15 protein-coding genes are annotated in these 16,009 nt (G+C 31.3%); all 15 read right to left on the reverse strand.

The window, feature by feature from the left end; translation table 11 throughout:
- Window positions 1-164: 164 nt before the first annotated feature.
- Window positions 165-1,685 carry a cardiolipin synthase gene (gene cls / locus CLOST_RS08115; protein ID WP_013361811.1) on the reverse strand — a complete coding sequence of 507 codons (1,521 nt, stop codon included), beginning with the start codon at window positions 1,683-1,685 and terminating at the stop codon, window positions 165-167.
- Window positions 1,686-1,837: 152 nt separating this feature from the next.
- Window positions 1,838-2,530 (reverse strand): DUF4956 domain-containing protein, encoded by a 693-nt coding sequence (locus tag CLOST_RS08120; protein ID WP_049779776.1) that lies wholly within the window; start codon window positions 2,528-2,530, stop codon window positions 1,838-1,840.
- A complete protein-coding gene (locus CLOST_RS08125; protein WP_013361813.1) occupies window positions 2,508-3,233 on the reverse strand; it encodes a polyphosphate polymerase domain-containing protein in 726 nt (241 codons plus the stop codon). Before CLOST_RS08125 ends, CLOST_RS08120 begins: the two co-directional genes overlap by 23 nt.
- 336 nt (window positions 3,234-3,569) lie before the next feature.
- Window positions 3,570-4,799: a sensor histidine kinase gene (locus CLOST_RS08130; protein ID WP_013361814.1), complete on the reverse strand. Its 1,230-nt coding sequence runs from the start codon at window positions 4,797-4,799 to the stop codon at window positions 3,570-3,572.
- Window positions 4,792-5,469 carry a response regulator transcription factor gene (locus CLOST_RS08135; RefSeq protein ID WP_013361815.1) on the reverse strand — a complete coding sequence of 226 codons (678 nt, stop codon included), beginning with the start codon at window positions 5,467-5,469 and terminating at the stop codon, window positions 4,792-4,794. Before CLOST_RS08135 ends, CLOST_RS08130 begins: the two co-directional genes overlap by 8 nt.
- A gap of 123 nt (window positions 5,470-5,592) precedes the next feature.
- Window positions 5,593-6,579 carry an ornithine cyclodeaminase family protein gene (locus CLOST_RS08140; protein WP_013361816.1) on the reverse strand — a complete coding sequence of 329 codons (987 nt, stop codon included), beginning with the start codon at window positions 6,577-6,579 and terminating at the stop codon, window positions 5,593-5,595.
- A gap of 170 nt (window positions 6,580-6,749) precedes the next feature.
- Window positions 6,750-9,398 (reverse strand): cation-translocating P-type ATPase, encoded by a 2,649-nt coding sequence (locus CLOST_RS08145; protein ID WP_013361817.1) that lies wholly within the window; start codon window positions 9,396-9,398, stop codon window positions 6,750-6,752.
- Between the two features lie 214 nt (window positions 9,399-9,612).
- A complete protein-coding gene (locus CLOST_RS08150; RefSeq protein ID WP_013361818.1) occupies window positions 9,613-10,335 on the reverse strand; it encodes an amino acid ABC transporter ATP-binding protein in 723 nt (240 codons plus the stop codon).
- The gene (locus tag CLOST_RS08155; protein WP_013361819.1) at window positions 10,328-10,966 is read right to left on the reverse strand and encodes an amino acid ABC transporter permease; all 639 of its coding nucleotides are present in this window, start codon (window positions 10,964-10,966) and stop codon (window positions 10,328-10,330) included. Before CLOST_RS08155 ends, CLOST_RS08150 begins: the two co-directional genes overlap by 8 nt.
- 29 nt (window positions 10,967-10,995) lie before the next feature.
- A complete protein-coding gene (locus CLOST_RS08160) occupies window positions 10,996-11,796 on the reverse strand; it encodes a transporter substrate-binding domain-containing protein (protein ID WP_013361820.1) in 801 nt (266 codons plus the stop codon).
- A 477-nt stretch (window positions 11,797-12,273) separates the two neighbouring features.
- Window positions 12,274-12,906, reverse strand: coding sequence for a uridine kinase (gene udk / locus CLOST_RS08165; protein ID WP_013361821.1), 633 nt, complete (start codon window positions 12,904-12,906; stop codon window positions 12,274-12,276).
- A gap of 154 nt (window positions 12,907-13,060) precedes the next feature.
- Entirely contained in the window at window positions 13,061-13,681 is a 621-nt protein-coding gene (locus CLOST_RS08170; protein ID WP_013361822.1) for a hypothetical protein, read from the reverse strand.
- Between the two features lie 11 nt (window positions 13,682-13,692).
- Complete coding sequence (locus tag CLOST_RS08175; RefSeq protein ID WP_041487156.1) at window positions 13,693-14,730, reverse strand: ABC transporter permease subunit; 1,038 nt, start codon at window positions 14,728-14,730, stop codon at window positions 13,693-13,695.
- The gene (locus CLOST_RS08180; RefSeq protein WP_041487157.1) at window positions 14,705-15,604 is read right to left on the reverse strand and encodes an ABC transporter ATP-binding protein; all 900 of its coding nucleotides are present in this window, start codon (window positions 15,602-15,604) and stop codon (window positions 14,705-14,707) included. Before CLOST_RS08180 ends, CLOST_RS08175 begins: the two co-directional genes overlap by 26 nt.
- A gap of 5 nt (window positions 15,605-15,609) precedes the next feature.
- The gene (locus CLOST_RS08185) at window positions 15,610-15,993 is read right to left on the reverse strand and encodes a GntR family transcriptional regulator (protein WP_013361825.1); all 384 of its coding nucleotides are present in this window, start codon (window positions 15,991-15,993) and stop codon (window positions 15,610-15,612) included.
- Between the last annotated feature and the right edge of the window lie 16 nt (window positions 15,994-16,009).

A 16,009-nucleotide genomic window follows, 5' to 3' on the forward strand; every position in this document is an offset into this window, starting at 1 on the left:
AATTTTTCAAATTAAATAATTTGCTTTTTTAAAATTATAAAAGGACTGTTGAAAATAAAGTAGTATATTATATTTGATTTTGATCAAATATAATATAGGTTAACTTCATTCTTCAGTCCTTTTTAGAGCATATAAGATTCAAATTTCTAGTGATTACTTCATCACTACATCAAAGGAGCAAATAATCTAAGCACTGAACGTCCAATAGTCTTATACCATTTGATATTATCTAAATAAGACTTTTCAATCTCAGTACATTTTTCTAGAGTACTAACAAAATCTGTTTTTAAATCTTCTATGCTTGTTGTATTATACATCCACACTCCACATTCAAAATGAAGGTATAGGCTCCTATAATCCATGTTAATAGTACCAACAACCCCAAACTTATCGTCACTTACATAGGTTTTTGAATGAATAAATCCAGGAGTATATTCATATATTTTTACTCCGCTATTTACCAAGGGCTTATAATAGGATCTAGTTACAGCATGCACATACCATTTGTCACCATGATGTGGAGTTATTATTCTTACATCCACACCATTTTTTGCAGCTATACATAAGGCTGTGAGCATTTCATTGTCAATAATCAAATAAGGCGTAGTTATATAAACATAATCTTTTGCATTGTTAATGATATTTAGATATACTGTTTCTCCCACTGACTCTTTATCTAAAGGATTATCTGAAAACGGCTGAATAAATCCTCCTTTATACTCATCTATTCCATTTTTATATCTATATTTTTCATAATCCTCAGTGCTTGAATCCAAATACTCCCATAAAGATAAAAACATAACCGTTAAGCTCCAAACTGCCTCTCCATCAAAAAGAATCGCTGTGTCCTTCCAATGTCCATGAAGCTCTATCTCATTGATATATTCATCTGCTAAATTTATTCCACCAGTAAAACCTACTTTTCCATCTATTACAGTTATCTTTCTATGATCTCTATTATTAAAAGCTAAAGATAGAATTGGTCTCACAGGATTAAAAACATGGCATTGTATTCCCATATTTTCCAGCTGTTTATTATATTCTTTTTTTAACTTTCCTAAACAGCCTATATCATCATATATAATTCTAACATCCACGCCTTTTGAAGCTTTTTCTTTTAGTATATCCAATATGCTATTCCACATCATGCCTTCTTCAATAATAAAATACTCCATAAATATAAAGCTCTCAGCTTTATTTAATTCCTCTTTCAAGCGTTTAAATTTTTCCTCTCCAAGTCTATAGTATTCAGTGTTATTACTGTAATAAAGCGGATAATAGGCATAGTTTGATATATAATGAGATATCTTTGCTGCGTCCATATCTTGTTTTTTTAGCATAGTATTTTTTTCTTGATTATCAATTAATACTTCTTTTGTCTTTTCTTCTATTTTATTCATTTTACTTACTACTTTTTTAGAAAGACTACTTTTTCCTATCAAAATATAAAATAATCCACCAAAAATAGGAAACAGCATAATCGGTATAATCCAAGCAATTTTATATGCCGGATTGCTTTCGTCATTTACTATCCATAGAACAACGAGAGAACTTATAAAAATATTCACTGCATAAAAATATGTGAAATACTGATAGAATTTAATAACCATGCCTATTATAAGAGCTATTTGCAATATTATTGCAAGTCCTAAAAATAAAATACGTGGTATTGTATAGTTTTTCATGAAGTTTCTCCTTTGAGCCAGTTTTATGCTTTTCAAGCTAATTATATCATACCCATATTTGTTACTTTTTCATCAGCAAAGACTTAGCTTTAGGATGTTGATGTTATGTGTAACAAATATGGCTAATGAGTTTGACTAAAGGAAAATTAAAGCTAAAGTTCGTTATCTTTTATTAGCGATCTACTAAGAGCTATCTCAAGATTTCCATTACGGCACCTTAGTTCATCAATGAAAGCTTTAGAGTTCATATTATCTTTAAAGCAAACTTGATAAGAGAGCTTGAATAAGCTTCCCATATCAGTAGTCTTAACTTGAATAAGCTCCCAGCTATTTAAATATTCACATAAAATATCATCAAATAGAGTCTCATAATCCAAATCCTCTGGTATTGTTATTTTTAGTAGCTTTTCATTCTCTTTGCTTTTGCCTATATCAAGCTTTTCATAAATAATATTTGCTGAGCCTATGAGCAGTACAAATACAAAAGCCAGTAAATAATACCCTGTCCCCACAGCTAGACCTACAGCCATGGCCATAAAAATAGCAGTTATTTCTTTAGCTCCTCCTGGCGCTGATCTAAATCTTATAAGGCTGAATGCTCCCATTACAGCTACTCCTGTCCCTAGATTTCCATTTACTAGAGTTATTACAGTCTGAACTATCATAGGAAGAAGCGCCAAGGTTATAACAAAACTCTTACTATAAGAGTTCTTATATTTATAAATTATGCTTATAAAATAACCTAAAATACATGAAACTACCATTCCTAAGCCAAAATTTTGAATCACACTGAAAGATTCGTTAAAATTATTAATTGCTGCACTATACAATAATTCTGTTGTCATAAATACTCTCCTTTATTGTTTTTTTATAGGCTTCTCCATATTTTGAAAATGAATGCTGAAATATTTCCAAGTCTACAAATATTTTATTAAGCCAAATTGGTATTGCTCCTGATATTTTTATTTCCATAAGCATGAACTCCTTGTCAATGAGGTTAAGTCCATAGCTACCATTTTCCAAACTTAAATCAAAATCTCTATATTTTAGATTGTAATCAAAGGTTATTCTCAAGCTTTCATCATTAGCTCCTTTATATGAATATCTGTCATAATAAATGTACATTGCTGGCTTAAGAAAATTATAATAGTTAAAAAAATATTCAATTTCTTTACCTATCTGTCCCTCTTCTTTAAGAAGTGAAATATCATTTAGATAAGTCTTGCTTTGTTTTACGGTAGACTTTATTCTTCTTTTGTAAACTACTTTCTTATACTTTTTTTTAAGCTCTAAAAATACTTCATCTTCTGCCTTAGGGTAAGGACTGTAGCTTCTGATTCTAAACTTTTCTTTATAAATTGGTTTTTCAAGCGATTGCCTAATCAGCTTATATGATGGCGTATCATAGTAAATATTTGATATTGAAGATTTAAAAAATTTATCCTCAACAATATGATTTCTTAGCTGATATAGCAACTCCTCGTATTGAGTCCTTGATATCATGTATTTAAGCTCATATCTCTTAAAATTGTATACAGTAGCGCTCATAAACTCATCTCCTAGTATAAAAATCTTATGGTCAGTGATGCATAGTATGCTCATTCCTTTATAAATAATCAGCAGCCATAACTGTTTATAACTAGAATATAAACCCTTAACTTAAAATTAACTTAAAAAATGATATTTTTATAATAATTCTTAACAATGCTAAACAATTTATGCTTTACAAAAATATAAAAAAGAAGCTAATATGCTGTATGATGCTTACAAAGACTAAACTAATTGTCAATTAGATTAGTCTTTGTAGCTCATATCAGATAGCTTCTTTTGTTATCTTCAAATTTCTATAAATACAAAATAGTTTACAGCTTTTTATCTAAAGCCTTATTTTTTTCTATAAAATTTGACTTTCATGATAAAGTTATTATCATCGTCTGTTTCAGCTGAAATTTTTGCATTATGTTTATCTACTATTGCTTTTGCAATAGATAGACCCATTCCATTTCCACCTTTTTGTCTTGTCCTAGCTTCATCAAGTCTATAAAATCTATCAAATATCTTATTTAAATCTTCTTTATTAATTAGTTCGCAGCTATTAGAAACTGACAAAATAGCATCTTTATTTTGAGAAAGCTCAATAAAAATATTCCCATCATCCGTTACATATTTGAATGCATTGTCTAAGATTATGTTTACAAGCTGAACTATGCTCCCTTTGTCAGCTAAAATAATTACCCCCTCTTGAATGCTTGTTTTTACCTTTATATTAGTATAAATGGCTGAAAACTCTGTCATTGCATCTATTAATATCTTACTTAAATCAATTTCATGAAACACAAGGTTGTCAATTTTTTCTTCAAAGGTTGATAGCATAAGCATTTGTTCGATAAGATACTTAAGCCTTCTAATTTGATTGTGATTGCTAATAGTCCATTTACTTTCCCCAGAAATCAACTCTAATACCTCATTATTGGCAGATAAAATTGCTAATGGAGTTTTAATTTCATGGCTAGCATTGCTGATGAATTCTTTTTGTCTATTTAGATTATCTACAAAGGGCTGAATCGCTTTTTTTGATAAAACAACCAGTAATAAAAATACTATTAATAAAGATATAAATAGCACAATCAAAGAAACTGTAAGAAAGCTTTTATTTATATGCTGCTCTTTGCTTATATCTAGAAACACAATCAAGGATGTACCATTTTTTGTACTAAGTGAATATCTATAATTATCAATAGTTCCTTTTGATTGTCCATCCTCTAATATTTGGTTCACATAACCTATGGCTATATTAGAAACATCTGCGGCTATGTTAGTATTATCAACTGAAATAATAGAATCTGATTCAGATATTCTAACAGTAAAGTATCTATTGAGATATCTTCCTTCAGGTCCTAATTCAGGTTTTTTAGGAGGTCTGTCATCTGGTATTTTATGCTCATCAAAAGGTATTCTTCCATCGTTATCACTAATTATAGATAGTAATTCATCACTATTTTTATTAGTCTTATATATGTTTGCCATGTTAATGGAAGATAATACAATTACCATTACTGTAGCAATTGCAACCATAGCAACTAAAACAAATCTCCACCTTAACTTATCAGTCACAGCCCACCTCTATCTTATAGCCTAAGCCTCTAATTGAAGCAATAGTTACCTTTGAGTCTAGCTTTGCAAGTTTCTTCCTAAGAGAGCTAATATTTACCCATACGACATTTATTTCTGCATCTGACTCATATCCCCATATCTTGTCCATAATCAAATCTTTAGATAGGATTTGTTTAGAATTTAAAATAAGTAGCTCCATAGTTTGGAATTCCTTCTTGTTCAAAACCACTTGCTGATTGTTGCATATGATTTGACATGTATCTCTATTTAAATACATATCTCCAAATTCCAGTATATCAGCATTAAAATTTTGTGGCCTTCTAAGCAGGGCCTTTATTCTTGCAAGTAGCTCTTTCATTTCAAAAGGCTTTGTAAGGTAGTCATCTGCTCCTAGCTCAAGGCCAGTGACCTTGTCATCTACATGACTTTTTGCTGTCAACATTAGTATTGGAGCTTTACAATTTTTTTCTCTTAGCTTGCTTAGAACTTGGTATCCATTTAGCTTTGGCATCATTATATCTAATATAATAATGTCATAGTCTATTTCTTGTGCATAGGAAAGAGCATCCTCTCCGTCATATACTGCGTCCACAACATAATTATTATGAGAAAGCAGCATAACAAGAGCATTTGAGAGTTCCTTTTCATCTTCAGCCAATAATATCTTCATTTTTACCATCCTTAATTAAAATTTATATCTATCCCATAATATATTAAGCCTCCAACTTAAAATGAAGTTAAAATTATGCTAATTTAATCAAAGAATGTTAATAACATAAGACTAGATACAAAATTACATCTCTACTTGATCACCAATATTTAGCTCAAGTGCCTTAATATAAATCATTTTTGCAGTTACAATATCAAGCACAGCTGTTCCAACAGTTTTAAAAAAAGTTATTTCGTCACTAGATTCTCTGCCTTTGGTTTTTCCTAAAAGTAGTTCTCCAAGCTCTCCTGTTACTATAGATTCTGTACATTTATTATTTTTAATTGGATTAATTAAATCCGCACTCTCACTTAGAACTCCATCTCTAGTATCTACATATACCTTGCCAGCATTAAGTACAGTGTATTCATCAATCTCATGCATCTCAGGAGTATACGAGCCAACTCCATTTATATGAGCTCCTTTTTTTACAAGTCTTCCATCAAATACAGGATTCTTTGTAGTTGTAACACTAGTAATGATATCTGCATTTTCAATAGCTTCCTCAGAGCTTTCTACAGCAATACATTTTATATTGAATTTTTCCATCATTTTTGCTGCAAAATCTTTAGCTCTCTCTATATTAATATCATAAATTCTAAGCTCTTTTATATTTCTTACAGCTAGTACTGCTTCTACTTGAGTTTCAGCTTGCCCACCTGTACCAAAAATAGCAAATATACTTGAGTCTTCATTCGATAAAAGCTCTGTAGCTGCACCTGAAACAGCTCCTGTTCTTACTCTAGTAAGATAAGTTCCATCCATCATAGCACAAACCTGACCTGTCTCCTCATCTAGAAGAATCATAGTTGCTGGTACTGACGGCAACCCTTTATTAATATTATTTGGAATAACTGATACAATTTTTATGCCTAGTGCCTTTGATGATGCTGCATATCCTGGCATATATAAGCTTTGCCCACCCGCTTCTTTTACATTAATATTGGTTCTTAGAGGTATCTCAGCATCATTGCTTGAATAAGATATAAGTGAATCCTTAGCAGCCTTAATCGCTTCCTTCATTGTAAAAACCTGATTCATATGATTTTCTTTCAAAACTAATATTTTCATAATATTTTTCTCCTTATAATATAAGTAAATTCTCTTAACTTTATAATAGATTAAATATACTATAAAATCAAAGGATTCGCTAGAATAAAGAAATTTTATAGAATGATTATACTAACTTAAAATACCCATCTAATTTGATGGGGACTTTAATAAATCATCTTAAGATATCCTTATGCTACATCGGATAAATGATTAACTTTATCTATTTGTTCATGTGATGTAGAATTATTATCCTTTATAAGCTTATAAATCTGGACTGCTACTAAAGGTATTAAGGACAATCCAATTACTGATAGATGCTGAGATATATCGAGCTTACTCACCTCGAACATAGTCATAAGAGGCGGGTAATTCATAACAAACAAAAGCATTAAGCTTCCTACAATAATTGATAAAATTACATAGATATTGCTAAGAACTCCGATTTTAAAAACAGAAGCTTTAGAACGGCAGTTCAAACTATGAAATAGTCTTGATAGACATAAGGTTGCAAAAGCCATAGTACTACCTACTAAATGACTACCGCTTGAAAAACCTATATAATAAGCTATCATGGTTACTAATGCAATTAAAGCTCCTTTAGTCGATACCTGTTTAATAAATTCCTTGTTAATAATTGAGTCTGTTCTTTTTCTAGGCTTTTCTTTCATAATACTTTCATCATGAGGCTCTAAGCCTATAGCTATAGCTGGCAAGCTGTCTGTTAATAAATTTATAAACAAAAGATGTACAGGGGCAAATGGCGCCGCAAGTCCTGCCACAGAAGCGAAAATCACAGAAAAAATACCAGCTGCATTTCCAGATAATAAAAATTTAATTGAGTTTTTTATATTTACGTAAATAGAGCGACCACTAGATATAGCTTTTACAATTGTGGCAAAATTATCATCAGTAAGAACCATAGAGGCTGCTTCTTTTGAGACCTCTGTGCCTGTTATTCCCATTGCTACTCCTACATCTGCCTGTTTTAATGCTGGAGCATCATTTACCCCATCTCCAGTCATAGCAACGACCATAGATTTTTTCTGCCAAGCTCTTACTATCCTAATCTTATGCTCAGGTGATACTCTTGCATATACGCTAATATTTTCAACAATATTATAAAGCTCATCATCTGTTAGCTTCTCAATTTCGTGTCCCTCTAAAGCCTCCGTTTCATCTTTAATTATCCCTATCTGCTTTGCAATTGCAATTGCTGTTATTTTATGATCTCCGGTAATCATCACTGGCTTTATACCAGCTAAAATACAGTCAGCCACAGCTTTTTTTGATTCTGGTCTAGGTGGATCCATCATAGCAATCATACCCATGAATATCAGTTCATCTTCATCTTCTAATTTAGGTCTAGATTCATTTTTGTATTCCTTATATGCAAACGCTAGAACTCTGAGTCCATTTTTAGCTAGACTATTATTATCATGCTTTATTTTAGCTTTAACCTCATCATTTAAAATCTCAACTCCATTCGAAGTCAAAATTTTATGAGTTTTGTTAATTATTGTATCTACAGCTCCTTTGGTAATCATAAGATTGCTGTTTTCATAAGCATTTACAGTACTCATCATCTTTCTATCTGAGTCAAATGGAAGCTCAAATATTCTAGGATGAGCATTTCTTGTCACTTGCTCATTAATATTATGTTCATTTCCTAAATTCACAAGCGCTATTTCTGTCGGGTCTCCAATATTACTGTCCCCTGAAACAATAGCATCATTACATAATACCGAAAATTGTATTAATTTATTTATAAGGCTTTGGTCAGTAGCCTCATCACTATCAACTATATTATTGTCAACCCATAGCTTTTGAACTTTCATTTTATTTTGAGTAAGTGTACCAGTCTTGTCAGAGCATATAACTGATATGCTTCCTAAACTCTCTACTGCATTCAATTTCTTAACTATCGCATTTGATTTCGACATCTTCTGAGTTCCAAAGGCAAGTACAATTGTAACAATAGAACTTAAAGCCTCAGGTATAGCCGCTACTGCTAGTGCAACTGCAAACATAAAAGAATCAATAATTGCTTTATCTCTTAATATATCAATAATAAATATTATTCCAGATATAATCAAAATTGCTATAGAGAGATTTTTCCCAAAATTATCAAGAGTTTCTTGAAGCGGAGTTTTTCTTGCTTTAGCATTTTCTAGCATCGATGCAATTTTACCTATTTCAGTTTTCATCCCAATATCAGTAACTACTGCTACACCTCTTCCATAGGTTACATAGCTACCGGAAAAAACCATATTCTTCATATCTCCAATTGAAACATCATCTTGGCTAATTGCTTCAATCTCTTTTGTAACACTTTCTGACTCTCCAGTAAGCGAGCTTTCGTTAACTTGAAAGCTGTGAGCTTCAATTACTCTTGCATCTGCGCTTATATAATCTCCTGCATCAAAAAATATTATATCTCCAACAACTAGTTCATTTGATGGTATTTCTTTTTTCATTTTATCTCTTAAAACTTTTGATACTGGTGAAGACAATGCCTTTAGTGAATTAATAGAGTTATTTGCTTTAATATGTTGAACTGTTCCTAAAATTGCATTTAATACTACAACAAAAATTACTACAATAGTACTTTCATATTTTCCTAGAGCTGCTGAAATTATGGCTGCTAAAATAAGCATAATTACCAAAAAGTCCTTGAACTGGTCCATAAAAACTTTTATCGGAGTGTCTCCTTTGGCTTCATCTAGCTTGTTATATCCATGCTCTAATCTTCTTTTTTGGACTTCCTGCTCTGATAATCCATCAATACTTACATCCAAAATCTCCATTACTTCTTCACTGCTTTTCCTATAAAATTTCACTTGCTAATCTCCCTCCTTATTTTCCAAACAAAAAAGACTCTACAGCTAGAATTAACTAGCTATAGAGTCTCACTAAACAATAGTGTCTGCAAAGCCGGGACGAATCCGAAATGACGACTTTGAATCCTGCTGTAGCAGGCAGTTACTCCCTCTATAGGAATACATTTTGTTTGTTTATATTACCACTCACAAAAGTACTTTGTCAATTGTATTTTTAAAGTACCTTACTTAAAAAATCAATAGTTCTTGGATGAGAAGCACAAGTAAATATTTCTTTTGGGCTTCCAGATTCAACTACTGCTCCCTCATCCATAAAAAGAACTCTATCTGCAACTTCACGGGCAAATCCCATCTCATGCGTTACCACAATCATAGTTACATCTTCATTTGCTAGGCTCTTCATAAGCTCAAGCACTTCTCCCACCATTTCTGGATCAAGAGCTGAAGTTGGTTCATCAAATAGCATAGCTTTTGGCTTCATAGCAAGAGCTCTTGCTATAGCAACCCTTTGTTTTTGCCCTCCAGAGAGTTTACTAGGAAACTCATTTTTCTTATCTGATAAGCCTATTCTTTCTAATAAAGCAAGCCCTATTTCATTTGCTTCTTCAGTAGAATACTTCTTTAGAAGTATAGGTGCCATAGTTATATTTTCAAGTACAGTCTTATTTGGAAAAAGGTTAAATTGCTGAAATACCATTCCAATTTGTTGTCTGTATGAATTTAATATTTTTGAATCCTTAGTTATTAGTTTTCCTTCAAAATGAACATCCCCATCACAGGGTGGTTCAAGAAAATTAATGCATCTTAGCAATGTACTTTTTCCAGAACCACTAGGTCCAATAATCGCTAATACTTCGCCTTTATTAATTTCTTCATCGATTCCTTTTAATACATGTAAATCTCCAAATTTTTTGTGGATATTATTTAATTTAATCACTTGCTTGTAATCTCCTTTCAATTACTCCAAATCCTTTTGATAAGACAGCTGTCAAAATAAAATATATAAGTGCCGCCACAAGAAGTGGTTCAAATGGTTTATATGTTATCCCCCTAATGGTATCTACATTGTACATAAGGTCGTGAAGGCCAATAACTGATACTATAGCCGATTCCTTAATTAGCACTATAAATTCATTGCCAAGTGCAGGTAATATGTTTTTAAAAGCCTGAGGAAGTATTACCTCTTTATATGCCATGGCTCCCGTCATTCCTAAGGACTTTGTTGCTTCAAACTGACCTTTATCTACAGCCATTATTCCAGCTCTTATTATTTCTGCAATATATGCTGATGAATTAATTGACATTGCTATTACTCCAGCTACAAACATGGGGATGTCCTTTAGTCCGTAATATACTATATATAGCTGTACTAATAATGGAGTTCCTCTTATAAATGCAATATAGGCTCCAGAAATATTTTGTAATATCTTAAATTTTGACAGCTTCATAATAGATAGAACTATTCCGCCTATTAATCCTAAAATAACAGTGATAAAGCTTAGCATCAAAGTGTTTGATGTTCCAGATATAAAAAATTTATAGTAGTCAACAAGAAATCCAAAATCCATAATTATGCTCCTTTTATTAAGTAAAAATATTACTGTGCTGATAATTCCGTTGCTTCAATAATATATTTTTCTAATGTTTTATCTTCAATAATAGTTTCAAGCGTGCTATTTATTTGGCTTAGTAAATCCTCTTGGTTCTTATTAATAGCAAGAGCTACTCCACCTTCAGAGCCTAAATCAAGATTGTTTACTGCTATGCTTTCATTTGCATCAGCATAAGATTTAGCAACTACCTCCGCTAAGATGATTCCATCAATTTTGCCACTTTGTAATTCCATTATAAGATTTGGAATTTTGCTAATAGCAACTTTTTCTGAATCAGGAAACTGTGTATCTGCTATTTCCTCTTGTATCGTTCCTTTTTGAACTCCAACTTTAAGTCCTTTGAAATCTTCAGGGGCTTTTAACATATCTACTTTATCTGCTGCAACAAGCATAGTTGAATGAGCATCATAGTAAACAATTGAAAAATCTACTGATTTTTTTCTTTCTTCAGTTGGATTCATTCCCGCTGCTATAAAGTCAATTTTTTTACCAGTTAATGCTGCAAGAAGTCCATCAAACTTCATATCTACAATTTCTAGCTCAACACCCATATCCTCTGCTATTTTCTGAGCAATTGCTATATCAAATCCAACATAAGTATCCACTCCATTTATTTCTTTATGAAATTCATATGGAGGATAATCAGCTGATGTTCCCACAACGATTTTCCCTTTTTCCTTAATCATTTCAACAGCACTTTTCTCTTCCTCGGCTGAAGAGCTACACCCAACAAAGCTTAAAACCATTAAAATAGCCACACCTAATCCCATTAATTTCTTTTTCATAACATTTCCTCCTTTAATTATTGTTTAGTCAATGGTTATGCAGACGATTTTCTAAAAATGAGCTTTCTTTGCATAAAAAAAACTCCCGTCCACAATTTTAAAAAATTGGGACGAAAGTTATACTTCCGCGGTACCACCCATATTAACACAAGGTTCTCTCTTTGGTACGGAGATAAACTCTCGATACCTATCCAAGATAACGGTAGGATTCCGTCTGACCTTAGAGCTTTACAGCTTTCTTGCCAGAGACTCTGAGAAGCTCTCAATATAGTTGTTCTCGATTGGGCTCACACCATCCCCAACTCGCTGTAACCGACTTCTATATATTCTCATCTCGTCAACGTCATATTGCATAATTATTAACTTGTTCTCAATGATACAAAATTCAAACCGAGTTGTCAACTATAAAATAAAAATATTATAAAAAAAATTATAATTCTAAAATTATAATTCTAAAATTTTAATCTTAAAATTAATTTAAATCATTTGCTCTTGGATAATAGATTTTAACTTAGCAACTACTAAATCTATAGCTACCGCATTATGACCACCTTCTGGTATTATTATATCCGCATAGCGCTTATTTGGCTCAATAAATTGTAAATGTGCTGGTCTAACAGTTGCAAGGTACTGGGCTATAACAGAATCAACTGTTCTACCTCTTTCATTTATGTCTCTTTGTATTCTTCTAAGTATTCTAATATCAGCATCAGTATCTACAAATATTTTTATGTCGAGAAGATTTCTCAGTCTCTCATCTTCTAAAATCATTATTCCTTCGACTATTATGATACTTCTCGGATGAACAGTTACAGTTTTATCTCTAAATCTAGTGTGATTTTCAAAATCATAAACAGGCTTTTCTATGGTTTGTCCTTCTAGCAATAAATTTAAATGCTCAATTAATAAATCGTTATCAAATGCAAGAGGATGATCATAATTAGCTTTTATTCTCTCTTCCATAGGAAGATTAGTTTGATCCTTGTAATATGCATCTTGCTCAATCATAGCTATATCTGACGGAGGTATGTTTTCTATAATTGTCTTCACTACTGTACTTTTTCCAGAACCAGTTCCTCCAGTTATTCCAATAAAAATAGGTCTTAGCACCTAAATTCCACCCTTCAAATTTAAAATTATACTCTTCTCTATAAGATTATAATAAAAAAAAGCCTTTAGCGCATCTATAATTTTAATATCTATGTGCTTAAAGCTTTTTTATATGAATATAATTGAGTTTTTACTTCCATTTTGACGCTTTAAATTATTTTTCCATTTTATCAATGTAAATTTTATTATTATCATCTAGCTTAACAGTAAAACCCTGATAAACACGATATCCTTCGTCGCTTTCAAATTTGCTAAAGTCAATTATTCTCGAATCTATATGGATATATTTTACTATTTCCCTATTATTAGTAAAAACTAGTACAGAGTCAGCTTTACCACTTAAATAATTTTCTTTTCCTAATATTTTAGGATTATCAATCGGAAGTCTAGTTTCGTAATTTTTATCTATTTTTAATACATCAGAATTCTTAATGCCTGCTTTCTCAATAACCTTTTCTACTTCATCAGTATTGCTTACATACATGTTATCCCAAATTTCATATGAATCGTAAGTGTTGTTATATCTAAAGCTAGGATAAAAGCCTCTACTATTGTAATTTTCAATATCTTCAGGTCTATTTTCGATATCCTTCTCATAATACAGCTTATTATTAATCAAATCCTGCCTAATGCTAAGTAGTTCAATTTCTTGATTAGTCTCTATGCTTGTTTCTCTATAAGGCGATTTAAGACCCATATTGCCTGTAAACATACCTATCAATAAAAAAACCAAAGATATGAGTAGAATTTTTTTATGATTACTTGTTAATTTCATAACTTCACCTCCTAGGATGCTCTATTTTTTTGAATTAGATAAAGAGGTATTTTATATCCTGCAAATCCCCCTACTACATAGCCTATAAATAAACCTGGTGTTCCAAGTTCTATCATTTCACTAAATATTATTCCTCCAGCTAGAATACTTGATAAAAATACCCCAAGTCTAAAGAACCCTTCTAGTGATTCAAATGTCAATACCTCTGAATTTTTCTCCATTTTAGAAAGGTCGAATAAAACTAAAGCTATTAAAAGCATTCCAATAGCAACAGCTAATAATCTAAACGAAAAAAATATTTGGGCTGATTGAGAATAATCGAATGTTCTAAAGAAAAATTGCATCGGAGTTATCATTTCGAAATACTTTGAAACAGAGCGAACTGCATTTTCATAGGCAAGCTCTTTCCCGTTAATCAAAGTATAAAGTGAACTATAACTCAAATAAAACATTTCATAAAATACAATAGGAAATACCCCAAAAATATAAGTGCATATAAATTGGCCTATTGATGATCCAAACAGCATCCCTATGATACAGCTAAACGAAAACATAGAAATCGCAAAAGCTGAATAACTAAATATCCAAATCATTATTTGACTGCTAGTAAACATCATTCCTACATAATCACTGGTTAACCTCATAATTAACAAAGAAATTCCAGACATTAAGATAGGAACAACTAAAATAAATATACCTAACACAATTTTATTAAAAAATATTTCAAATCTACTAAATGGTCCTGAAATCATTATTTCAATTGTTTTTTTTCGTTTTTCTTCACCTATAAGAGCAACTGATAAAGCAACTGGAATTATAATTAGAGCAATAATAACCAGTTCATTTTCTAAATTCAAAACTCTTCTTAAAGTGTAAAGTAAATTGTTCATAGTATCATAAGAGTTAGAATTTAATTTTGATAAGTTTCTAGCTACGTTATATGGCACAGCCATGATAAGCAAAATTAAATAGCTATAAAAAAACCATTTAGTTATATGCCAGTCTTTTCTTAGCAAGGTCTTATTAAATGGCAATATTTTTGACAGCATATCCTTCTCCTCCCATTCTGTGTATAAATATCTCCTCTAATGTCATATCTAATTTTTCCATAATAATCGGATTATATTTTATTGCATTACTTTTAAATATTTCATAATGCTCGTCAATCACTATTTCATATACTTTTCCATAGTGTTTTATAGAAAGTAATTTAAATTCTTCTTCGAATGCTTTAGGCATAGCTGTTTCAAAAGCAATCTGAATTTTTTTATATTTATATTTTAAATCTTCCATATCATCTTGAAGAATGATTTTTCCTTTATCCATAAACCCTACTCTATCTGAAACCTGCTCTAATTCGGAAATATTATGAGTTGAAATAAGCACGCTTGTATCTCTAGAGGATACATCCTGAACAATTAAATTAAGTACTTCTCTTCTCACAAAAGGATCTAGCCCTGAAGTTGGCTCATCCATTAATATTACCTTTGGCATACAGCTTAAATTAATAAGTAATGAAAGCTGAGTTTTCATTCCCTTGGAAAGATGTTTGATTCTTTTCTTTTCAGAAAAAGTAAAAATCTCTCTAAGTATTTGGTAGCGTTCTTCATTCCAATTTTTGCACATACCCTTGTAAAATTCCTTCATCTCTTTTACTGTAAAAGTAGGATAGAAATTTAAATTATCTGGAACATACCCTATGCATGAGCGTATTTCATGTGAAGATGCAATATCTATTCCGTCTAGAGTTACACTTCCTTCATCTGGCATGTATATACCTGCAAGTAACTTTATAAGAGTTGTTTTACCAGCTCCATTTGGGCCTATTAAACCATAAATCGAGCCCGCTTTTAAGTTTATATCTACTCCTTTTATTACTGGATCATTAGAATACCTTTTATAAATATTATTACCTATTATCATTTTCTTCACCCCTTTATGACAATGTCATCATAAATATCCTTTATATAATCAATAAGTTCATCCTTTGAAAGATCTAAATATATAGCCTCCACAACTAATTTTTTTAATTCTTCCATGAGCTGACTCCTTTTTAAAATTTTATTATTAGCTTGTATATCATCAGAAATAAAAGTCCCTTTTCCTCTTAATGTACTTATAATTCCTTGTCGCTCTAGCTCCTGATATGCTTTTTGAACAGTGTTTGGATTGAGTGTCATTTCCTTAGCCATATCTCTTACTGATGGAAGCCTTTCTCCAGGAATAAGTACTCCCTTTACAACCAGTTCCTTTATAGAATCAATTATTTGCTCATATATAGGCGTACGACTTCTCATATCGATTTTAAACAATTTATTCACCTCCCAA

Origin of the sequence: Acetoanaerobium sticklandii (assembly GCF_000196455.1) — a bacterium.
In the GTDB taxonomy this organism is placed as follows: Bacteria; Bacillota; Clostridia; order Peptostreptococcales; family Filifactoraceae; genus Acetoanaerobium; species Acetoanaerobium sticklandii.

Coding starts and splice junctions, on each gene's coding strand:
- CLOST_RS08125 (WP_013361813.1), bottom strand. CDS start 3,233: ATGAGCGCTACTGTATACAATTTTAAGAGATATGAGCTTAAATACATG.
- CLOST_RS08135 (WP_013361815.1), bottom strand. CDS start 5,469: ATGAAGATATTATTGGCTGAAGATGAAAAGGAACTCTCAAATGCTCTT.
- CLOST_RS08160 (WP_013361820.1), bottom strand. CDS start 11,796: ATGAAAAAGAAATTAATGGGATTAGGTGTGGCTATTTTAATGGTTTTA.
- CLOST_RS08140 (WP_013361816.1), bottom strand. CDS start 6,579: ATGAAAATATTAGTTTTGAAAGAAAATCATATGAATCAGGTTTTTACA.
- cls (WP_013361811.1), bottom strand. CDS start 1,685: ATGAAAAACTATACAATACCACGTATTTTATTTTTAGGACTTGCAATA.
- CLOST_RS08120 (WP_049779776.1), bottom strand. CDS start 2,530: ATGACAACAGAATTATTGTATAGTGCAGCAATTAATAATTTTAACGAA.
- CLOST_RS08180 (WP_041487157.1), bottom strand. CDS start 15,604: ATGATAATAGGTAATAATATTTATAAAAGGTATTCTAATGATCCAGTA.
- CLOST_RS08155 (WP_013361819.1), bottom strand. CDS start 10,966: ATGGATTTTGGATTTCTTGTTGACTACTATAAATTTTTTATATCTGGA.
- CLOST_RS08170 (WP_013361822.1), bottom strand. CDS start 13,681: ATGAAATTAACAAGTAATCATAAAAAAATTCTACTCATATCTTTGGTT.
- CLOST_RS08175 (WP_041487156.1), bottom strand. CDS start 14,730: ATGCTGTCAAAAATATTGCCATTTAATAAGACCTTGCTAAGAAAAGAC.